The organism is Streptomyces sp. NPDC057280 (assembly GCF_042668605.1).
Taxonomy (GTDB): domain Bacteria; phylum Actinomycetota; class Actinomycetes; order Streptomycetales; family Streptomycetaceae; genus Streptomyces.
In genome coordinates, this window is sequence record NZ_JBHUYR010000008.1 from 48,417 (window position 1) to 69,003 (window position 20,587).

General features: G+C 71.7%; 16 protein-coding genes. 8 read left to right on the forward strand and 8 right to left on the reverse strand.

Annotation, left to right across the window (positions count from 1 at the left end; genetic code table 11):
• The first annotated feature begins 84 nt into the window (after nt 1-84).
• From gmd to ACFUO4_RS34890, 4 genes are all read left to right on the forward strand, one after another.
• On the forward strand, nt 85-1,098 hold the full coding sequence (gmd, locus tag ACFUO4_RS34875) for a GDP-mannose 4,6-dehydratase (protein WP_383492365.1): 1,014 nt from the start codon (nt 85-87) through the stop codon (nt 1,096-1,098).
• Between the two features lie 161 nt (nt 1,099-1,259).
• The gene (locus ACFUO4_RS34880) at nt 1,260-3,989 is read left to right on the forward strand and encodes a LamG-like jellyroll fold domain-containing protein (protein WP_383492368.1); all 2,730 of its coding nucleotides are present in this window, start codon (nt 1,260-1,262) and stop codon (nt 3,987-3,989) included.
• Nucleotides 3,990-4,107: 118 nt separating this feature from the next.
• Nucleotides 4,108-6,369 (forward strand): LamG-like jellyroll fold domain-containing protein, encoded by a 2,262-nt coding sequence (locus ACFUO4_RS34885; RefSeq protein WP_383492371.1) that lies wholly within the window; start codon nt 4,108-4,110, stop codon nt 6,367-6,369.
• On the forward strand, nt 6,366-7,019 hold the full coding sequence (locus ACFUO4_RS34890; RefSeq protein WP_383492374.1) for a hypothetical protein: 654 nt from the start codon (nt 6,366-6,368) through the stop codon (nt 7,017-7,019). The genes ACFUO4_RS34885 and ACFUO4_RS34890 overlap by 4 nt, the downstream gene beginning before the upstream one ends.
• Here the strand turns inward: ACFUO4_RS34890 and ACFUO4_RS34895 are convergent.
• Nucleotides 6,995-8,116, reverse strand: a complete 1,122-nt coding sequence (locus ACFUO4_RS34895; protein WP_383492377.1) for a glycosyltransferase — start codon at nt 8,114-8,116, stop codon at nt 6,995-6,997. The genes ACFUO4_RS34890 and ACFUO4_RS34895 overlap by 25 nt on opposite strands.
• The gene (locus tag ACFUO4_RS34900) at nt 8,113-8,694 is read right to left on the reverse strand and encodes a WcaF family extracellular polysaccharide biosynthesis acetyltransferase (protein WP_383492380.1); all 582 of its coding nucleotides are present in this window, start codon (nt 8,692-8,694) and stop codon (nt 8,113-8,115) included. The genes ACFUO4_RS34895 and ACFUO4_RS34900 overlap by 4 nt, the downstream gene beginning before the upstream one ends.
• 113 nt (nt 8,695-8,807) lie before the next feature.
• Here ACFUO4_RS34900 and ACFUO4_RS34905 point away from each other — a divergent pair, with 113 nt between their 5' ends.
• Nucleotides 8,808-10,277, forward strand: a complete 1,470-nt coding sequence (locus tag ACFUO4_RS34905) for a hypothetical protein (protein ID WP_383492383.1) — start codon at nt 8,808-8,810, stop codon at nt 10,275-10,277.
• 81 nt (nt 10,278-10,358) lie between these two features.
• On the opposite strand, the gene ACFUO4_RS34910 is transcribed toward ACFUO4_RS34905, so the two are convergent.
• Genes ACFUO4_RS34910 through ACFUO4_RS34920 form a run of 3 tightly spaced genes read right to left on the reverse strand, consistent with a single transcriptional unit; the run spans nt 10,359 to nt 14,478 of the window.
• Entirely contained in the window at nt 10,359-11,570 is a 1,212-nt protein-coding gene (locus ACFUO4_RS34910) for a hypothetical protein (protein ID WP_383492386.1), read from the reverse strand.
• Nucleotides 11,567-13,198, reverse strand: coding sequence for a lipopolysaccharide biosynthesis protein (locus ACFUO4_RS34915; protein WP_383492389.1), 1,632 nt, complete (start codon nt 13,196-13,198; stop codon nt 11,567-11,569). Before ACFUO4_RS34915 ends, ACFUO4_RS34910 begins: the two co-directional genes overlap by 4 nt.
• A complete protein-coding gene (locus tag ACFUO4_RS34920; protein ID WP_383492392.1) occupies nt 13,195-14,478 on the reverse strand; it encodes a glycosyltransferase in 1,284 nt (427 codons plus the stop codon). The genes ACFUO4_RS34915 and ACFUO4_RS34920 overlap by 4 nt, the downstream gene beginning before the upstream one ends.
• A 135-nt stretch (nt 14,479-14,613) precedes the next feature.
• On the opposite strand from ACFUO4_RS34920, the gene ACFUO4_RS34925 reads away from it, so the two are divergent.
• Entirely contained in the window at nt 14,614-15,066 is a 453-nt protein-coding gene (locus ACFUO4_RS34925; RefSeq protein WP_079310266.1) for an adenylyltransferase/cytidyltransferase family protein, read from the forward strand.
• On the opposite strand, the gene ACFUO4_RS34930 is transcribed toward ACFUO4_RS34925, so the two are convergent.
• The gene (locus ACFUO4_RS34930; protein ID WP_079310265.1) at nt 15,029-15,751 is read right to left on the reverse strand and encodes a CDP-alcohol phosphatidyltransferase family protein; all 723 of its coding nucleotides are present in this window, start codon (nt 15,749-15,751) and stop codon (nt 15,029-15,031) included. The genes ACFUO4_RS34925 and ACFUO4_RS34930 overlap by 38 nt on opposite strands.
• 299 nt (nt 15,752-16,050) lie before the next feature.
• Between ACFUO4_RS34930 and ACFUO4_RS34935 the strand changes: the two genes are divergently transcribed.
• Nucleotides 16,051-17,058 (forward strand): LacI family DNA-binding transcriptional regulator, encoded by a 1,008-nt coding sequence (locus ACFUO4_RS34935; protein ID WP_383492395.1) that lies wholly within the window; start codon nt 16,051-16,053, stop codon nt 17,056-17,058.
• Between the two features lie 77 nt (nt 17,059-17,135).
• Nucleotides 17,136-19,175, forward strand: a complete 2,040-nt coding sequence (locus tag ACFUO4_RS34940) for a TIM-barrel domain-containing protein (RefSeq protein WP_383492398.1) — start codon at nt 17,136-17,138, stop codon at nt 19,173-19,175.
• Between the two features lie 56 nt (nt 19,176-19,231).
• Here the strand turns inward: ACFUO4_RS34940 and ACFUO4_RS34945 are convergent, their stop codons facing one another.
• Both ACFUO4_RS34945 and ACFUO4_RS34950 read right to left on the reverse strand, forming a co-directional pair.
• Nucleotides 19,232-19,798: a chorismate mutase gene (locus ACFUO4_RS34945; protein WP_383492400.1), complete on the reverse strand. Its 567-nt coding sequence runs from the start codon at nt 19,796-19,798 to the stop codon at nt 19,232-19,234.
• A 35-nt stretch (nt 19,799-19,833) separates the two neighbouring features.
• Nucleotides 19,834-20,550 (reverse strand): hypothetical protein, encoded by a 717-nt coding sequence (locus tag ACFUO4_RS34950; RefSeq protein ID WP_383492403.1) that lies wholly within the window; start codon nt 20,548-20,550, stop codon nt 19,834-19,836.
• Nucleotides 20,551-20,587 lie beyond the last annotated feature (37 nt).

The following is a 20,587-nucleotide window of genomic DNA, read 5'->3' on the forward strand; positions in this document are numbered from 1 at the left end:
GACCCGTTCGGGGGACGTTCCGCATTAATTCCGGTCAATTAACAAAAAAACGCGGTCATTTCGGCCGTGCAGAGGGGGGTACTGATGGGCAAGTCGGCACTCATCACGGGAGTCACCGGTCAGGACGGCTCGTATCTCGCGGAGCTGCTCCTGAGCAAGGGGTACACCGTGCACGGCCTGATCCGCAGGTCGTCGAGTTTCAACACCGAGCGGATCGACCACATCTATCAGGGTCCGGACCGGCCGGAACGGTCCTTCGTGCTCCATCACGCCGATCTGTCGGACGGCGTGGCGCTGGTGAATCTGCTGCGGGATCTCAGGCCCGACGAGGTGTACAACCTGGGCGCGCAGTCCCATGTCCGGGTCTCCTTCGACGCGCCGCTGTACACGGGTGACGTCACCGGGCTGAGCGCTGTCCGGCTCCTTGAGGCGGTGCGGGCGAGCGGGATCGAGACGCGGCTGTACCAGGCCTCGTCCTCGGAGATGTACGGGTCCACTCCCCCGCCGCAGAACGAGAACACGCCGTTCCATCCGCGCAGTCCCTACGGGTGCGCCAAGGTCTTCGGCTACTGGACGACCGTCAACTACCGCGAGGCGTACGACATGTTCGCGGTCAACGGGATCCTCTTCAACCACGAGTCCCCGCGCCGCGGTGAGACCTTCGTGACCCGGAAGATCACCCGGGCCGTCGCCCGGATCCAGGCCGGACTGCAGGACCGGCTGTACATGGGCAACCTCGACGCCGTGCGGGACTGGGGATACGCACCGGAGTACGTCGAGGCGATGTGGCGGATGCTGCAGCGGGACGTGCCGGACGACTACGTCGTCGCCACCGGTGAGGCGGCGAGTGTGCGGCAGTTCCTGGAGGTCGCGTTCTCCCATGTGGGCCTGGAGTGGCGGGAGTTCGTGCGCTACGACCCCAAGTACGAGCGGCCCAGCGAGGTCGACGCGCTCATCGGGGACGCCTCCAAGGCGGAGGAGCTGCTGGGCTGGAAGCCCTCTGTGAAGGTGCAGGAGCTGGCGCGGATCATGGTGGACGCGGATGTGGCCCGGCTGGAGCAGGAGTTGGCGGGTACGGCAGTTCGGGTCGACAGATGAGACGGCATGCCGTGGGAAGAGCCGCGATAGGGGGTGCCGCGATATGCCGTCTTGCGGCTGCGGCTGCGTCGTGGCTTGTCGCGCAGTTCCCCGCGCCCCTTAGGGACGTCACTGAACCGCCGGTCAATAGGCGAGGTCCGGTCAGGCGGGCGCTCATATGCGTGCTTGCCCTCGTCGCCGGGCTGTTGGGCGGGGTCGTCACCGCCGCTCCCTCCGCCTCCGCCGTCACCGCCCCCGTCGCCTTCACCGCCGACAGTCTCAGCACCTGGCAGACCAACGGGATCGTGTGGGCGCTCGCGGAGCGCAACGGGACGGTGTTCGCGGGCGGTACCTTCTCCACCATCCGGCCGCCCGGGGTCCCCTCCGGGGGTGCCGGGACGCGGTCGGCGGTGAACTTCGCCGTGTTCAACGCGGCGACGGGCGCGCCGACCAGCTGTTCGCTGTCGTTCACGCGGAGCAGTGGTACGGCGACCGTGCGGGCGCTCGCCGTGTCCCCGGACGGGCAGACCCTGTACGCGGGTGGTTACTTCACCGCGGTGAGTGGTGTCGCCGTCAACGGGCTCGCCGCGATCGACATCGGCAGCTGCACCGCGCGGGCCGCGTTCAACCCGGCCTTCAACGCGACCGTTCGGGCCCTGGACGTGGCGCCCGACGGGACGGTCTACGCGGGCGGCGACTTCACGACCGTACGGGGCATCGCGCGGGCCCGGTTCGCCGCGCTGACGCCGGCCGGGGCGCTGACCCCGTGGAGGGCGGACGCCGATGTGTCCGGGCGGGCCATCGAGGTCACCGCGGACGGGCAGCACGTCGCGGTCGGCGGGGACTTCTTCACCGTCAACGGCACCGACTCGCACGCCCTGGCCATCACCGACGCCACCACCGGAGCGGTCACGCGGGCCTACCCGAGCGGGTTCTTCCCCAACACCTCCGTCGTCAAGGACATCACCTCCGACGGCTCGGGGGTCTACACCGCCAACGAGGGCACCGGCGGCGGGGTCTTCGACGGCCGGACCGCCTTCGAGCCGGACACCTTCGCCCAGCGCTGGCGGGACACCTGCCTGGGCGCCACCCAGGCCCTCCAGCTCTACCAGGGCGTGATCTACAGCGGCTCGCACGCCCACGACTGCTCCTCCATGGGCGAGTACCCCAACGTCGAGCGCAAGCATCTGCTGGCGCAGCGCGTGACCGACCCGGCGCTGCTGGCCTGGGCGCCGGACACCAACGAGGGCACCGGCGAGCAGCTCGGCCCGCGGGCGCTGACGCTCGCGAACAGCGGCGGATCTGAATTCCTCTGGCTGGCCGGCGAGTTCACCACCGTCAACGGGTCGGCCCAGCAGAGCCTGAGCCGTTTCGGCACCGGTCCCGACACGGGGGCGCCCAGCACCCCGGCCGCGTGGGTCTCCAGTGACACTCCGGGCAGTGTGAACGTCCGCTGGCAGGCGAGCCAGGACCTCGACGACGGCGACCTGACGTACAACGTCTACCGGAACGGCTCGGCGACGCCGGTCCACACCACGACCGTGTACTCGCTGCCGTGGGAGCGGCCGCAGGTGTCGTGGACGGACACCTCGGTGACCGCCGGGACGACGTACTCGTACCGGATCACGGCGAGCGACGGCACCAACACCAGCGCGCTGTCGACGGCCCGCAGTGCCACGGCGGCGCGGGTGCCGGACGCGTACGCCTCCGCCGTGCGCAGGGACGGTGCCTCGCTGTACTGGCGGTACGACGAACCCGGCGGGACCTTCGCCTCCGACAGCAGTGGCGGGGATGACGGCGGGGCGTATGTGAGCAGCCCGTCGTACCGGCAGACTCCGGCCGCGGTGCCGGGGGCCGGCACGGCGCTCGGGCTCAACGGCACGTCGGAGTACGTGTACAGCGAGAAGCGGCATGCGCGGCCGGGTGCCTTCACCGCGGAGACCTGGATCCGGACGACCACCACCAGCGGCGGGCGGATCATCGGGTTCGGGGACAACTTCGGTTCCGGGGACGGGTACTTCAGCCGGAACTCCGACCGGCTCGTCTACATGACGGACGCGGGACAGCTCGGCTTCGGCACGGGCAGGTTCGCGAACCGGGCGACGATCCTGTCGAGCGCCGCGTACAACGACGGTGCCTGGCACCATGTGGCCGCCACCCAGGGGCCGGGCGGGATGGCGCTGTACGTGGACGGGGCGCTGGTCGGCTCCAACACGGTGACGACCGCGCTGAACACCACCGGTTTCTGGCGGGTGGGCGCGGACACGCTCACCGGGTGGCCGTCCAACCCGACGAGCATGTTCTTCGCGGGCACGGTGGACGAGACGGCCGTGTACCCGAGCGCGCTGAGCGCCGGGCAGATCGCCGAGCACCACACGATCGGCACCGGTTCCGGCGGCGGGGGCGAGGAGACCACGGTCACGCTGGCCGCGACCGAGGACGCGTACGTCAACGGGTCGGCGACCACGACGAACTACGGGACGTCGACCTCGCTGGCGGTGCGCGGCAGCGCGGCGTACGAGAGCTACCTGCGCTTCGCCCTGCCGGCCGCGCCCAGCGGTACCGAGCTGACGGGCGCGGTGCTGCGGCTGCGGACGACCTCGCTGAGCACGGCCGGGTCGGCGGACTCCTTCACCGTCGTACCGGTGACCGGGGACTGGACCGAGGCGGGGGTGACGTACGCGAACCGTCCCGGGCTGTCCGCGGCGGTACTGGGCACGCTGGCCGCGCCCGGCGCGGTGTCGACGGACTACGAAGTCGCCCTGAACACCGACGGGTTGAGGGGACTGCTCGGGACGACTTCGTCGCTGGCGCTGACCGGTGGCGGCACCGATGCCCTGTGGCTGTGGTCCAGCGAGGCCGGGACCGCGGACTACCGGCCGGAGCTGGTGCTCACCTTCGGTCCGTCCTGAGCCCCCTCAGACAGCCGGGCGGCCCGGTCATCCCTCCCCGGGCCGCCCGGCCCTCCCTTCACCACCACCCCCCGCATCCGATCGCACGGAGCACCGCTCGCAGCACAAGGAGAAAGACATGCTCGGCAGATCACAGAGTCGCAGAACCGGAAGACCCGTTTCACGAAGAGGCGTCGCGGCGCTGGCACTCGCCCTCACCGCGCCCCTTCTCACCGTTCCCCTGACCGCCACCCCCGCCGCCGCGCTCACCAGCCCGGTGGCCCTGACCGCCGACGATCTGGACACCTGGCAGACCAACGGCATCGTGTACGCCCTCGCCCAGGCCGACGGGGTGGTGTTCGCCGGCGGCACCTTCTCGGCGATCCGCCCGGCCGGCGCGGCCGCCGGGGACCCCGCCGAGCAGCCGGCGGTCAACTTCGCCGCGTTCGACGCCGCGACCGGTGCGCCGACCGGCTGCACCCTGTCGTTCACGGTCGGCTCGGGCACCGCGACCGTCCGCGCGCTCGCCGTGTCCCCGGACGGGCAGACCCTGTACGCGGGCGGGTACTTCGGTGCCGTGAACGGCGTCGGCGTGAACAGCCTCGCCGCGATCGACATCGACACCTGCACCCCCAGTCCCGACTTCCATCCGGCGGTCACGGCGACCGTGCGGGCGCTGGACGTGACCGACTCGACCGTCTACCTGGGCGGGGACTTCGGCACGGTCAACGGTGCGACCCGGGAACGGTTCGCCGCCGTGGACACCTCCGGGGCGCTGACCGCCTGGACGGTGAACGCCGACGAACCGGGGCGGGCCGTCGAGGTCACCGCGGACGGGCAGCACGTCGCGGTCGGCGGGGACTTCTTCACCGTCAACGGCACCGACTCGCACGCCCTGGCCATCACCGACGCCACCACCGGAGCGGTGACGCGGGCGTATCCGAGCGGGTTCTTCCCCAACACCTCCGTCGTCAAGGACATCACCGCCGACTCCTCCGGCGTCTACACCGCCAACGAAGGCACCGGCGGCGGCGTCTTCGACGGCCGCACCGCCTTCGAACCGGACACCTTCGCCCAGCGCTGGCGCGACACCTGCCTGGGCGCCACCCAGGCCCTCCAGCTCTACCAAGGCGTGATCTACAGCGCCTCGCACGCCCACGACTGCTCCTCCATGGGCGAGTACCCGGACGGGCAGCGCCGCCATCTGCTCGCCCAGACCACGGCCGACCCGGCGAAGCTCGGCTGGGCCCCGGACACCAACGACGGCATCGGCGAAGGCATCGGCCCGCGCGTGTTCGCCCTGGCGCCCAAGAACGGCACCGACTACCTGTGGATCGGCGGCGAGTTCACCACCGTCGGCGGCACGGCCCAGCAGGGTCTGACCCGGGTCTCGTCGGGCCCGGACACCGGCGCGCCGACCCTGCCGCAGGTGCGGGTGGAGAGCATCGAGGCCGGCAAGGTCGCCGTGCACTGGCGCTCCAGCTACGACACCGACGACAGCCGGCTGACGTACCGCGTCTACAAGGACGGCTCGAGCACCCCGGTGTACGAGGTCCAGGGCGACTCGCTGCCCTGGTCGCGCCCCCAGCTCACCTGGACCGACACGGCGGTCGCGGCGGGCGAGACGCACTCCTACCGGATCAGCGCCTCGGACGGCACGAACACCACCTCCAGGACCACCGCCCAGTCGGTGACGGTGGCGGGCACGGCCGACGCGTACGCCGCCAAGGTGCGCGGTGACGGGGCCACTCTGTACTGGCGGTTCAACGAGACCGCGAACGCCTACGCCGCCGACAGCTCCAGCGGCGACGACAGCGGCGTCCACTGGAACGCCCCGACCCAGGCCGTCCCGGACGGGGCCGCCGGTTCCGGCTCCTCGGTGGGCTACACGGGCTCGCAGAGCGAGTGGACGTACAGCGACAGGCGCCACCCGGCACCGTCGGCCTATTCCCTGGAACTGTGGTTCAAGACGACCACGACCAGCGGCGGCAAGCTCATCGGCTTCGCCAACAAGGTGCAGCTGACGTCCACGTCGTACGACAAGCACATCTACATGACCAACAACGGGCGGCTGGTCTTCGGTGTCTACACGGGCTCGGTCCGCACCATCACCACGCTGCAGTCCTTCAACGACGGCAACTGGCACCACGTCGTCGCCACCCAGGGCGGCGACGGCATGAGGCTGTACGTCGACGGCACCCAGCGCGCCTCCAACGCGTTCGTCACCGGCAACGAGCAGAGCAGTGGCTTCTGGCGGGTCGGCGGTGACAACCTGGACAGCTGGCCGAACCGTCCGTCGAGCCGGTTCTTCACCGGGCAGATCGACGAAGTCGCCGTCTACGGCAGCGTTCTGACGTCCAGTCAGGTGGCCTCGCACTACTCGACCGGAACGACTCCATGAGGCGGCCCGTCCTCGCGGCACTGCTGCTCCTGCCCCTGCTCGCCGCGTGCGGCGGCGGGGGCGGGAGCGGTGAGCAGCCCACGCGGGCGGCGGGAAACGGGGCCGGCGTCCCGGCGACCCCGTCCACCCCCGCCCCCGCGGCCGGTACGCCGTCCAGTACCGCTCCCGGCAAGGCGCCCGCGACGTCCCAGGGGCCGAAGAACACCGTCCCCGACGCCGAACTCACCCCGGTCACCGGGTCGTTCACCAAGAAGGAGAAGAAGTACCTGTCGGGGCGGGTGCCCGAGGGCACCGATCCCGCGGCCATCCTGCAGGCCGGTCAGGAGACCTGCGACCGGCTCGCCGCCACCGCGAAGATCGACCGCGACGCCACGCTCGGGGCGATCATCGCCGGGGACATCAAGGACGCCGAGGGCGCGGTGAAGGGCCTGTGCCCCGAGCTGAAGCCGCTCATCGAGGACGCCGAGGGCGGATACGCCGACGGCACCCACGAGGACCCGGCGCCGGGCACCTACCGGGCACTGACCACGGCGAAGGACTGCTCCTGGTCCCTCGACTCGGCGACCGGCGGCAAGCACCGGATCACCATCAAGAAGGGGACCAGATCCTTCACCTCCGGCGGGTGTTACGCCTGGGCGAAGGACTCGTAGAGGGAGTGGAGGCGGTCGGTGACCGCCTCCAGCGAGAACGACGTACGGGACAGCTGCCAGGCCGCCGCGGAGGCGGTGTCCGCGGCGGCGGGTTCCAGCAGGGCGAGGATCTCGGCGGCCAGCGCCTCCGGGGTCCTCGCCACGCGTCCCGCGCCGGAGCGCGCCAGGTCGTCGGCGAGACCGTTGGTGGGGGTCACCACCGACGGGACGCCCACCGACAGGGCCTCCAGGACGGACATCGGGAACGGCTCGTCCACGGAGGGCAGGACATGCACATGGGTGCGGCGCAGCTCGTCCACTACGGCACCGGGCGCGAGGCTGCCCAGATAGTCGACCGAACCCGACACCCCGAGCGCGTCGGCGAGCTTCAGGGCGGCCCCCAGCTCCCCCTCGTCGGCGCCGGCCATCACGAAGCGGGCGTCCGGGTGCCGCCGCAGCACCTCGGGGGCGGCGGCGACGAAGTCCGACGGGCGTTTGCGGGCCTGCATCCGGGCCAGATAGAGCACCCGGGGCGGCCCGTCGGGGCGCGGCCGCCGCTCCTGCGCGGGCACCCCGTTGACCAGCCGCATGCCGTTGCCGGGGTCCCGGCCGCCGAGCACCGCGTCCAGGCCCTTGCGTTCGTACGACGTGAGGTGCAGGACCGCGTCGGCGCGCCGCAGCACCCGGCGGACCGCCACCGCGTCCAGCACCTTCGCCAGTGCCTTGTCGCTGGGGTCGACCATGCCGTGCGTCTGGACCACCAGCGGGCGGCGGGCGCTCAGGGCGGCCAGCGCGATCGGCAGGGTGACCAGGTCGCGGGCGAGGTGGACATGGACCACGTCGGCGGCCTTGACCAGGCGGCGGGCGCCGGCGAGGAGGGCGGGCGAGGTGAGGCCGCTGAAGCCGGCGCCGGGCACCACCCGGCGGGCCGGGTAGAGGCGGGCGGGGCGGCCGTCGACGTCGGTGGGGAGCGGGCCGTCGAAGCCGTCCGCGAGGGCGACGATCCGGGTGTCGACACCGCGGGCGGCGAGGCCTCCGGTGAGGTTCACGGCGACGCGGACCGGGCCGCCGAAGGCCTGCGTGGGGGTGTGCAGGGTGACGGCGTGCAGGGCTCTCACGGGGTGGGCTCCTTCAGGGCGCGGGGGCCCTCGGCCGGGTGCGGGGTGGGCTCCTTCAAGGCGCGGGGGCCCTCGGCCGTGTGCAGGGTGAGTTCCGGCAGGTCGCGCGCCAGGACGGTCCCGGCGGCGACCACGGCATGCCGTCCGACGGTGACTCCGGCCAGCACGGTCGCGCGGGTGGCGATCCAGGCGCCGTCCTCCACGCGGATGGGCGCGTTGCGGTACCGGAAGTCGGTGCTGCGGTGGTCATGGCTGCCCGTGCACAGCAGCGCCTCCTGGGAGACGCAGACATGGGAGCCGAGGGTCACCGGTTCGAGGTTGAGCAGCCAGGCGCCTTCGCCGATCCAGGTGTGGTCGCCGACGGTCAGTTTCCAGGGCCACAGGACCCGGACGCGGTGTCTTATGAGCACGCCCTCGCCGATCTCGGCGCCGAAGGCCCGCAGCAGCGCGACCCGTACTCGCGCCGGGCAGAACCAGGCCATGAACAGCGTGTTCAGCACGCAGAACCACAGAGCCTGGACGGCGATCCCGCGCCCCTTGTCGTACCCGGTCAGCGTGAACGTCCGCAGATCGCGCAAGAGTTACCCCCCTCGATACCCCCTGTACCCCCCTGTCCCCTCACCCTAGGGATTCCGCCCGCCACTCGCACATAAATCCGTAGACTCTGTGAACTAAACGTAGAGGGGGGCTTATGTCGGCGGTAACTCTGACTGCGCGACGGCCCGCCGAGGCCACCGGCGGCTCACCGCGCGGCGCGCTCCGCCGTGTCCTGGCACTGCCCCTCGTGCTCAGCCTCACCGTCCTCATGCCGGCCTTCGTCGCGCTCCAGCCCGGTACCGGTCTGCGCGACCAGGTGTTCTGGCTCCAGCTGGTGCTCACCGTCTACGCGGGCGCCCGGCTCTCCGCGATGATCCTGGGCCGGCACCGCAAGCTGCTCCAGGGCACCTTCTGGCTGTTCGTCTACATGGCGATGGGCATCGCCGCGCTCGCCCAGGACGTCGTGGGCAAGACGCCCGTGCCGGTCGCGGGTTCGCGGTCCGACCTCGCGGAGGCGGTCGCGCTCGTCCTGGTGGCGTGCGTGGCCTTCGACGCGGGGGCGGTGCTGGTCCGGCCGGGGGCGCGGTCGACGGCACGGACCGTCTTCCGGCCGGCGATGGTCTCCCGGCGGCGCCTGGCGCTGCTCATCGCGGTGGCGTTCGCCGGGAGCGGGCTGTTCGTGATGAAGCTCGGCGGCCTCTCGGTGTTCTTCGCGAGCCGGATGGAGATCAACGAGTCGATCGCGACGAGCGGTCTGTCCACGCCCGGCTCCCAGGCCAGTACGGCGATCCTGCGCGGGTTCGGGACGGTCCCGGCGCTGCTCGCCCTGATGGTGGTGACCCGCTGGCTGATCACCTCCCCGCGCGCCCGCGGCAGGCCGCTGCCGTGGATGGCGCTGGTGGCGCTCGTCGGGTTGAACGGGATCGTCAACAACCCGATCTCGAACCCGCGTTACTGGTTCCTGACCGTACTGCTGGCCCTGCTCTTCACGGTGTTCCCGCAGAGCCCGGCGATGTACCGGGCGGCCCTGTCCCTCGGTGTCGCGGCGGCGGTGCTGATCTTCCCGTTCGCGGACAGGTTCCGCTACGACGAGGCCAACACGAGGGCCACCGAGACCAGTTCGGTGCTGGATCCGCTGGTGCTCAAGGACTACGACCAGATGGCGATGTTCGCCAACACCATCACGTACGCCGACGCCGGCAACGGCCACACCTACGGCCGCCAGCTGGCCGGCTCCGCCCTGTTCTTCGTGCCCCGCTCGGTGTGGACCGACAAGCCCAAGGACACCGGGGTGATGGTGAGCGAGTGGATGGCGGCCGCCAACACCAACCGCTCCTCACCTCTGTGGGCCGAACTGTGGCTGGACTTCGGCCCGTTCGGGATGGTCGCCGGGTTCGGCCTGATCGGCTGGGCGTCGGCCCGGGTCGACCGGCGCTACGCCCGCGTGGTGGCCCGCCCCGGCCCGGCGAGCATCCTGACCCTCGCCGTGCCCCTGGTCGCGGGCTACTCCTTCATCCTGCTACGGGGCCCGCTGCTGCAGGCCTCGGGCCGGGTGGCGATCGGAATCATGTGCCTGGCACTGATCACGACACTGCGCCCGGAGCGCTGGCGGCAGTTGCGCTGACGGTCCCGCCACGCGGCCACCGACGCCGGAAGGCGTGCCGCCGGGCCGCCTTCGAGCCGTCGGCAAGGCCCCCGTGGGGGTTCAGTGCGCTGCGTCCGGAGCGGTGGTGGCAGTTGTGCTGGCCTGTTGCGGCGCCGCGGTCCTGGTGGTTCGGATCCAGGCCGCCGCGCCCTTCAGCACCGAGCCCAGGCACAGGCCCCAGGCGGCGCCCTCGACGCCCGTCCATGCGTAACCGGCGAGCAGGAGGCCGGCCGACACCGGGGAGAAGAGCAGCTGTACGGGCATGGTGGCGCGGGGGGAGAGCACGCGGAGGGCCAGGAGGCCGCAGACGCCGAAGGCCATCGCGGCGTACTGGGCGCCGGTCGCCGGGAGGACCTTCGCCGCCGACTCCCAGGTGTCGCCGAGGAGTTGGCGGCCCCAGCCGCTCGGCAGCGCGTACAGCACGGCTCCCCAGGCCGCCGCCACCGCGGCCAGGGCGCCGCCCGCCAGCAGGGCCGCCCTGCGCGGGGCGGGGTGGCGGTTGAGGAGCGGTGGGCCGAAGCCGGTGGCCGCGTTGAAGGCCACGTTGAGGGGGCCGAAGAGGGTGGTCGCGCCGCGCAGGGCGCCGACCGCGAGCGGGGTCGCGAAGAGGCCCAGGGCGAGGACGGCGAGCTGGCTGGTGGCGTTGCCGACGCCGAACTCGACGAGGAAGCGCCGGCCGAGATGACCTCGTACGAGATAGCGCCCGAGGTCGGTCCGTTCACCCTTCGTGCGGGTCCTGAGCAGGAGCAGGGCCAGCAGGAGGGCGGGGAGTGCGGACAGGCCCCACACCAGGGTCGTACGGGCCGCCGAGGTGTTGTCCGGCTGGAGGAGGAGGGCGGGGAGGACCGCCGCAAGTCTCAACGCGTCGGTCGCCAGGGCCAGTTGGGGCTTGCGGAGGACCGAGAAGCAGTAGCGCAGGGTGTCCTGGGTGAGGGTGATCGGCAGGACCAGGCCGAGGGCCGCGAAGACGGCGGCGTCCTCGGTGGTGAGGAAGGCGCCGCCCGCCAGCAGCGCGCCGAGCACGGCCGAGGCGGACGCGGTGAAGGCGACGGCGCCCCGGCACGGCGGCTGCTCCTTGTGGAGGACCAGTTCCTGGCCGACGTACGCTCCGAACCCGCCGAGGAACACGCTGAAGACGACGTAGGCGGTGGCGAAGAGGGCGAAGGTGTCGGCCTCGCTGTGGCGGGCGACCAGGACCAGGACGGCGATGTTGGTGAGCGCGCTCACCGCCTGGTCGAGGACGGAGCTGACGAGGGCCGTGCGGGCCCTCACCGAGTGCCCGAGGAGAGGCTGTCCCGGCTGACGGACTCCGGGCTCGGGGTCGGGTTCGGGTTCGGGATGGCGGCGGTGTCCTGGGCGTCCCGGCGGCGGACCCGGCGTCGGCGGCCCGCCTGGTGCAGGACCGCGCCGAGTACCTGGCCGCCGGCGCCGTCGATGAGCTCGCGGATGCGCTCCAGTGCCGTACGGGCCGCCGTGCGCGGGTCGCAGACGACGACCACGCCGTCGACCCGGTCGACGAGGGCGAGCGCGTCGGCGTAGGAGAGGACGGGCGGGGCGAGGACGACGACGGTGGTGTTGGGGGCGTCGGCCTGGTCGATGAGGCGGGTCGTGGCAGCGGAGGTGAGGGTGCGGGCCACGTGCGGGACGCGGACGCCGGGGACGAGGTCGAAGGTGCCGGACTCGCCCGCGTCGACGGTGATGTGGCGGCCGCCCGGCCACGGCGTGCCGTCGAGGGGTTCGCGGTCGGCCCACTCGGGTCGGGCGCCGGGCACCTCGGGCAGCCGGCGGGCGAGATCGGGGTGGCGCAGGTCGGCCTCGACGAGCAGGGCGGACATGCCGGTCTCGGCGAAGCAGGCGGTGAGGTTGACGGCGACGACGGAGGCGGTGGTGCCCTCGCCGCCCGGCTCGACGACCAGGAGGCGGCGGCGGTCGGCGAAGTGCCGGTCGTAGGCGAGCCGGAAGGCGACCGAGCGGTACTGCTCGGCCAGTGCCCCGTCGGCGGCGAGGAGCGGCTCCTCCGGGACCCTGGGCAGGCTGCCGAGGACGGGGGCGCGCAGGGCGCGGGAGACCTGGTCGGCGGAGCGGGCCGCCGGGTCGAAGACCATCCGCAGCCAGGCGCCGAGCAGTCCGAGCGCGAGGCCGACGACTCCGCCGAGGGCGATGAGCATGGGCGTGCCGAGGCCCTCGGCGGCGGTGGGCTCCTCGGCCTTGACTGTGATGTAGCCCGGGGTGGTGTCGAGGGCCTTCAACTCGGATATGTCGTTGGTGAGTTCGGTGATCTGGCTGAGCAGGTTGGCCTGTGCGGCCAGCGCGGTGCTCTTCTCGGTGTCGCCCTGGAGCCGGTCGATCTGGTCGAGGAGGTCCTCGCGCTGCTTGGCCAGCGGGTCGAGCTGCTTCTTGTATCCGGCGATCATGTTGGTGACGGTGCCGGTGGTCTGGGTCTCGCGGTAGTCGAGGTAGGCCTGCGCGAAGGCCGCGGCGCCCGCGGCGGCCTTCTCGGGCGTGGCGCCGGCATAGGAGAACTTCAGGACCAGGGTGTCCGGCGGGTTGGTGACCTGCAACCGCTTCTGCAGATCCCCGGCCTCGTCGGGGTCCAGGCCGAGCTTGTCGGCGGCGCGCTCGGCGACCGCGTTGCCCGCGGCGGTCTGCCGTTCGCTGCCGATGTTGATCTGCTTGTCGACCGAGACGCCGTTGGTGGCGTACGGGTTGATGGTCGCCGCCCGCACGAGCACCTCGCTGGAGGACTCGTACGTCGCCGTCGACCCGTAGGCGAACCAGCCCCCGGCGAGCAGCCCGGCCAGCAGTCCCCCGGCGACCAGTACACGGTGCCGCAGAACCTGCTGGACCTGGTCGCGCAGGAGCTCGGGCTCGTCCTGCTGCCCGCGTATGTCGTCGTTCATTCCCGTACCGCTCCTTCGTGCGCGGTGCTGCCGTCCGTGCCGAGTGCCTCGGCGAGGAGGTCGTCCAGGCGGCCGAGCCCGGCCGCGGCGCTGAGGTGTTCGTCCACGTAGGCGGGCCCGCGGGCCCCGAGCCGGTCCGCTTCGGCGGGGTCGGCGGCGAGTTCCTTGAGCGCGGCGAGGAGCGCGGCCGGGTCCTCCGGGGGCACCAGGACGCCGGCGCCGGAGCGGCGCACCTCGTCGGCGGTGCCGCCCTCCGCGGCGACGGAGGCGATGACGGGCCGTCCGGCGGCGAAGTAGGAGGTCAGCTTGGACGGCACGCTCATGTCGAGCACGGACGCCCGCTGGGTGACCGCGAGGACGTCGGCGGCGGCCAGGACGTCCGGGAAGTCGGCGGACTCGGCAGGCGGCAGGAAGCGCAGGTTGGGCAGGGAGCGGGCGCGCTCCTGGAGGGCGGTGCGCTGGTTGCCGTCGCCCATGAGCACGAAGTCGACCCCGGGGGCGAGCCGGGCCGCGTCGACGAGGACCTCCAGGCCCTGCTTGAGCCCCATGTTCCCGCAGTGCAGGACGACTTGACGGTCGGGGGCCCAGCCGAGCCGGGCCCGGGTCTTCGTCCGCGAGGCCGAAGGACGGGACACGTGCGACCAGTTGGGGACGAGGCGAATCCGGCCGGGGGCGACGCCCAGGGCCTGGACACGGGGCCGGAAGCTGTCGTGGATGATCCCGACGAGCGCGGCCCGGCTCAGCGCGTACCGCTCGGCCCGCGCCGCCACCGCCGCCGCCCGGTCACCGCCGCTGATCCCGCTCTGCGCGGCCGCCGCCCCCATCAGGTCCTGCACGACCGGCACGAACGGCACCCGGTACCGGGCGGCGATCCGCGCGGCGACCACCGCTCCGGCGAGGCTGGGCATCTGGGCGACCACCGCGTGCGGGCGGGGCATCCGGGGCGGGGCGAGCAGCTGATGGGCGAGCAGCGAGGCCTCGAACAGGGCCCGGCGCAGAGCGGTCTGGCGCGGGGGCACGGTGTGCCTGCGCCGATGGACGGTGACCCCCGCGCGGGACTCCGTCGCCCGCCAGCGCCCGGCGTAGGCCGGGTCGAGCCGCCAGGACGGGTAGTGCGGCATGCCCGCGAGGACGTGCGTGTCGGCGCCGCGCGCGGCCCAGTGCTCGGCGAGCTGGGTGGCGTAGGGGCCGATGCCGGTGTGCTCGGGCGCGTAGTTGGTGGAGACCAGCAGCAGAGTGCGGCCGGTGAGTGGATGCAGATGCGATGCGGATCCGGTCAACGCCGGTCCCCTTCCCCCCGGAAGTGATCCTGAGCCAGCTTAACCGTTCACCAGATCTACAGGAGGCGTTCACAGTAAGGTCGTTGGACCATTGACCCCGACTGGGGTTGACGTTCGTCCGTGGGGGGAGAACGCATGGTCCATCGTGTCGGATACGCACCTGGCGTCTACGACCTGTTCCACATCGGCCACTTGAACATCCTTCGCCATGCCCGCAGCCAGTGCGACTACCTGGTCGCGGGGGTCGTCTCGGACGAGATGGCCGAGTTCGCCAAGGGCCGCAAACCGGTGATACCGCTGCCGGAGCGGCTGGAGATCGTGCGCAGCGTGCGGCATGTGGATGCCGCGTTCGTGGAGACCGTGCCGGACAAGCTGGAGACCTGGAAGCAGGTCAGGTTCGACGTGATCTTCAAGGGTGACGACTGGCGGGGCACCGAGAAGGGCGAGCGCCTGGAGCGGGACTTCGCGACCGTGGGCGTGGAGGTCGTGTACTTCCCGTACACCGTGCACACGTCCAGCACCCTGCTGGGCAGGGCGCTGGACGCCCTCGTCACGCCGGGGTCCGGGGAAGCGCGGACAGCTCCCTGAACCATTTACCGAGGAACGCCACAAGGAACAGTGCGTGCACGACGGCAAGGGCCGCGTAGGCCGCCCGGAACACCTCGGGCGCGCCGAGTGTGAGGAAGACCAGGCAGAACACCCCGTAGTCCACCGGGAGCAGGGCGATGGCCCGCAGCCGGGAGGGCGGAGCCGCCGGGGTGCCGCCGGCTCCTTCGGCGGGACGGCCCCGCTTCAGCTGCTCGGTCAGCAGGCCGCCGCAGAAGGTGACCACGGCGGCGAACTGGAAGCCGAGCGGGATCAGCAGCCAGCCGTCACCGGGAAGGTCGAAGAACCGGTGGAAGGCGATCAGTACCGCGGTGTGCAGCGCGACCATCTTCGCGCAGTCCACGACATGGTCCAGCCACTCCCCCGCGGGCCCGCCCTTGCCGGTGAGCCGGGCGAGCTGGCCGTCCGCCGAGTCGAAGGCGAAGCCGACCACCAGGGCTGCGTACACCGCCAGCGCGAGGGGCCAGGACGGCCGCACGAGCGCCACGGCGGCGATGCCGGTGAAGGTGAACGCCGCACTGATCAGCGTGACTTGATTGGGCGTCAGCCCCGCCCGGTGGGCACCGGCCGCCAGGATGCGCCCGGCCGGCCGGTTCACGTACCGGGAGTAGAGCGACACCCCCTTCGCCGATTTCTGCGCCCCTCGCAATGCCGTCAGAGTCCCCACGAGCCCCCCTCGTGTCCCCGTGCTGCGTCAGTGAACGCCATGATGACACGGGGTGAACGGACGTTCGGGGCGTCGGCCGATGTTGACGGAGTACGACGCGGTGTCGAGGCGCCCGACGCGGTGGCAGGCGTTCGCGCCGGAGACGTGAGAGCCTTGGTGCGCGTCGGCCCGCACTCTGTATCGAAGCGCTTCGACAACCTATGGACACCCACCCCGGGTGCGGCTACTGTCGAACCACCCCCACCCGCCCATATTCACACCGCGCACTGTCGAAGCGCTTCACAAGCTTGGAGAGCTGGATGGTCACCCTCGCCGAGGTCGCCCAGCACGCCGGAGTGTCGGCGAGCACGGTGAGCTATGTCCTCAGTGGCAAGCGGTCCATCTCCACGACCACCCGGCAGCGGGTCGAGCAGAGCATCCGCGAGCTCGGCTACCACCCGAACGCGGGCGCCCGCGCCCTGGCCAGCAGCAGGTCCAACATCATCGCGCTGATGGTGCCGCTGCGGACGGACATGTACGTGCCGGTGATGATGGAGATCGCCATCGCCGTCGCCACCACCGCCCGGACACACGGGTACGACGTGCTGCTGCTGACCGGCGAGGAGGGCCCGGACGCGGTGCGCCGCGTCACCGGCAGCGGGCTCGCCGACGCGATGATCCTGATGGATGTCGAACTCGACGACGAGCGGCTGCCGCTGCTGCGCGGCACGGACCAGCCGTCCGTCCTCATCGGCCTGCCCGCCGACACCACCGGGCTGACCTGCGTCGACCTCGACTTCCGGGCGACCGGCGCGCTCTGCGTCGAGCATCTCGCGATGCTCGGCCACCGCGACATCGCTGTCATCGGCGAGGCCCCCGCGGTCTACGAACGCCACACCGGTTTCGCGGAGCGCACCCTCGACGGACTGCGGTCCCGGGCCCAGGAGCTGGGCGTACGACTGCTGCACCGGCCGTGCGAGGGCGGGTACGACGCGATGGCCGTGACGCTCGCCCGCATCCTCGACGAGCGCCCCGGCACCACCGGGTTCGTCGTGCAGAACGAGTCGGCCGTCGAGCCGCTGCTCGCCCTGCTGCGCCAGCAGGGCCGCGCCGTCCCCGAGGACGTGTCGGTCGTCGCGATCTGCCCCGACCAGGTCGCCACCCAGGCCTCGGTGCGGCTGACCTCGGTCGCCATCCCCGCACAGGAGATGGGCCGCAACGCCGTGGAGCGGCTGGTGGCCAAGCTCGACGGCCGCGGCAGCGACGAAGTCGTCCTGATCACCCCTGAGTTGACGGTCCGGGCGAGCACGGGCCCGGTGCCGGAGTAGTCCGGCCGCCTCTCGTACCGGGCGCGTCCGCCCTCTCCAGGGCACCCCCATGTCTGCACTCCTCCAGGAGCACACACGTGAATCAGCCTGCCGAAAACCAGACCCGGGTAAGCCTCGCGCAGTCGTCTCCGACCGTCGGTACGTTCCGTGAGCGGGACGGTGGTCTGGAGTGGAGCGGCCGTCAGGAAACCCTCAGGATCGAGCCCTGGGGCCCGGACGCCGTCCGGGTACGGGCCCGGCTCGGCGGACCGATCCTCGACGGGCTGCCGGGTGCGCTGCTCGAAGAGGCGCCGGTCACGTCGTACACGGTCAAGATCGAGGACGGCCAGGGGCAGTTGACCGTCGGCACTCTCACCGCCGTGGTCAACGGAGAGGGCCTGGTCCGCTTTCTGCGCACCGACGACGGCGGCGAACTCCTCGCCGAGGAGCGGGCCCACTTCTGGTGGCCGGGCCCACGCCTCTACACCGCCGTCGGCAACGGCCACCACCGTCTGGAGCAGCGGTTCGCCGCCTACGACGACGAGCGGCTGTACGGCCTCGGCCAGCACCAGCACGGCCGCCTCGACCAGAAGGGCCTGGTCCTGGACCTGGTCCAGCGCAACGCCGAGGTCGGCATCCCGGTGCTGACGTCCAGCCGGGGCTACACCCTGCTGTGGAACAACCCGGCGATCGGCCGGGTGGAGCTGGCCCACAACGGCACCCGCTGGGTGGCCGACTCGGCCCGGCAGATCGACTACTGGATCACGGCCGGCACCCCGGCCGACGGGCAGCGCCGCTACTCTGCCGTCACCGGCCGCACCCCGATGATGCCGGAGTGGGCGGCGGGCTTCTGGCAGTGCAAGCTGCGCTACCGCACCCAGGACGAACTCCTCGAGGTGGCACGGGAGTACAGGCGCCGCGGGCTGCCCATCTCGGCGATCGTGTGCGACTTCTTCCACTGGACCCACCTCGGCGAGTGGAGGTTCGACCCGGCGGAGTGGCCCGACCCGGCTGCCATGGTGCGGGAGTTGGCCGACCTGGGCATCAAACTCGTCGTCTCCGTCTGGCCGTCGGTGTCGCCGCTCAGCGAGAACCACCCGGTGATGGAACAGCGCGGCTACTTCATCGGCACGCAGTACGGGCCGATGGCCCACGCGGACTGGCCCGACAAGGGAGTGGCGTCGACGGTCCAGGTGGCCTTCTACGACGCCACCAACCCGGAAGCCCGGGAGTTCCTCTGGTCGAAGATCAAGGAGAACTACCTCGACCCGTACGGCATCACGGCGTTCTGGCTGGACGCCTGCGAGCCCGAGCTGAAGCCCGGCTTCCCGGAGAACCTGCGCTACTGGGCGGGCCCGGGCCTGGAGGTCGGCAACCTCTACCCGGCGGACAACGCCCGCACCTTCCACGAGGGGCTGAGCGCCGCGGGCGAGGAGGTCATCACGCTCAACCGCTCGGCGTGGGCGGGCAGTCAGCGCTACGGCGCCGCCCTGTGGTCCGGTGACATCGGCACCGACTTCCCGACCCTGCGCCGCCAGATCGCGGCCGGCCTCAACACCGCGCTGTCCGGCATCCCCTGGTGGAACACCGACATCGGCGGCTTCCACGGCGGCGACCCGAGCGACCCGGCGTACCAGGAGGTCATGGTCCGCTGGTTCCAGTTCGGCGCGCTGTCCCCGCTGATGCGGCTGCACGGCTTCCGCGACCCGGGCATGCCGCTGGGCCCGGAGATGACCGGCGGCCCCAACGAGGTGTGGTCGTACGGCGAGCGGGCGGGGGCGGTGCTGGAGAAGTACCTGCGGCTGCGCGAGCGTCTGAAGCCCTATGTCCTGGACGTCATGCGCGAGGCCCACGAGGAGGGCCTGCCGCCCATGCGGCCGCTGTTCCTGGAGTTCCCGGACGACCCGGCGGCCTGGTCGGTGGACGACGCCTATCTCTTCGGCGCGGACCTGCTGGTGGCGCCGGTGCTGACGGCGGGCGCGACGGCCCGCACGGCCTATCTCCCGGCGGGCGCGACCTGGACGGACGCGTGGACCGGTGAGTCGTACGAGGGCGGCGCGACCGTGACGGTCGACGCCCCGTTGGACCGCATCCCGCTGTTCCTGCGGGACGGGGCGCGGCTTCCCGTAGCGGAGTAGCCGCGGACAGGCGTGCGGCCGGTCCCGATAGGGGAGGGACCGGCCGCACGCGCGTGTCAGCGGCAGACGGACATCAGGGAGCGGACCAGCGCCCCCGTGTGCAGGAGGTCCGGGTGCTTCTCGTGGTGGACCTCGACGACGGCGAGGGCGAGTTCGGGGCGGCAGCCGGCCGAGGACCGCTCCGGGGTGGTGTCGGCCAGCGCGGTGACCAGGCCGGTGTTGATGCGGTTGATGGTCTGCCGTACGACGCTCAGGTCCGGCTTGGTCGTCGGTGCCTCGTCGGGGTGGGCGGTCCAGCGGCGGAACAGGGCGCGCTGGACGGTCTTGTTGGCCTCGATCTGGTCGCGGAAGACGGCCCGGATCTCGTCCGGATCGGCACCGATCTGCTGGGCCTGGGCGGCGACGGTGTCGAGGACCTGCTGTTCGCGGGCGGGGTCGTCGATGGGGCTGTCGGTGCCCCACTTGGCGGCGGCCACGAGGTCGGCGGTGGCGAGGCGGTCGGCCGCGAGGGAGGCGACGGGCAGCAGGCCCGGGGACGCCGGAGCCGCCGTCGCGCCGCCCGGGGAGGCGAGCAGCGCGGCGGCGGCGAAAGAGGTGGTGATGAGGGGGGTGGTGATACGCATGGGTTCATATAACCCGGCGATCGCACCCCGTTGGGTCAACTGCTGCTGACGGTCAGGTTGTTGGTTTGGAAATTGAGGCCGCCGGACGAGGACGTGATCTCGTAGCCGAACTGGACGTCCCCGATGGTCTCGTTGCTGGGCATCCAGCCCTTGGTGTACGCGAGCCAGTTCAGGACCGGCTTGATGTCCACGGTGCCGGAGTTGGAGTCGGAGGCCCGCAGGAACGAGAACACCTGATTCGATCCGTTGGTGCCCTTGTAGACGTTCCAGTTGTGGCCGCCGACGGTGACGTTGGCCTGGTAGCTGCCGATCGGGCCGACGGCTCCGTTGTAGTTGACCCACAGCATGATCTCGTACTGGTGGTCGGTGTCCCAGATGTCGTACGACGTGTTGTACGCGCCGGCGGACGGGACGTTGACGTTGTAGTTGCTGTTGAGGGAGCCGAGCGAGTCGATCCTCTTGTTGATCCACTTCGTGGAGTTGGGGTAGGACTTGATGCCGCCGGTGTTGGGGTGGTCGGCCCAGACGCCCCACTGGGTACCGGAGTTGGCCCAGATGCACTGGCTGCCGTGGCCGGAGCCCCAGATGTTGTTGTAGAGCGTGTAGCCGTTCAGACTGGTGGAGGCCCACTGGTCGCAGGAGTTCCACACGGCCGCCGAGGCGGGCGCGGAGGCGAGTCCGACGGTGGCGCCGAGGGCCATCGCCGGAGCCAGTAGGGCCATGGTGACGTTACGGAGTCTGCGCTTTGCCATGGTGTCCCTTCCATGGGTGGGGGGAAATGCGGGGGTG

Coding starts and splice junctions, on each gene's coding strand:
- ACFUO4_RS34950 (WP_383492403.1), bottom strand. CDS start 20,550: ATGGCAAAGCGCAGACTCCGTAACGTCACCATGGCCCTACTGGCTCCG.
- ACFUO4_RS34925 (WP_079310266.1), top strand. CDS start 14,614: ATGGTCCATCGTGTCGGATACGCACCTGGCGTCTACGACCTGTTCCAC.
- ACFUO4_RS34915 (WP_383492389.1), bottom strand. CDS start 13,198: ATGAACGACGACATACGCGGGCAGCAGGACGAGCCCGAGCTCCTGCGC.
- ACFUO4_RS34945 (WP_383492400.1), bottom strand. CDS start 19,798: ATGCGTATCACCACCCCCCTCATCACCACCTCTTTCGCCGCCGCCGCG.
- ACFUO4_RS34890 (WP_383492374.1), top strand. CDS start 6,366: ATGAGGCGGCCCGTCCTCGCGGCACTGCTGCTCCTGCCCCTGCTCGCC.
- ACFUO4_RS34935 (WP_383492395.1), top strand. CDS start 16,051: ATGGTCACCCTCGCCGAGGTCGCCCAGCACGCCGGAGTGTCGGCGAGC.
- ACFUO4_RS34905 (WP_383492383.1), top strand. CDS start 8,808: ATGTCGGCGGTAACTCTGACTGCGCGACGGCCCGCCGAGGCCACCGGC.
- ACFUO4_RS34885 (WP_383492371.1), top strand. CDS start 4,108: ATGCTCGGCAGATCACAGAGTCGCAGAACCGGAAGACCCGTTTCACGA.
- gmd (WP_383492365.1), top strand. CDS start 85: ATGGGCAAGTCGGCACTCATCACGGGAGTCACCGGTCAGGACGGCTCG.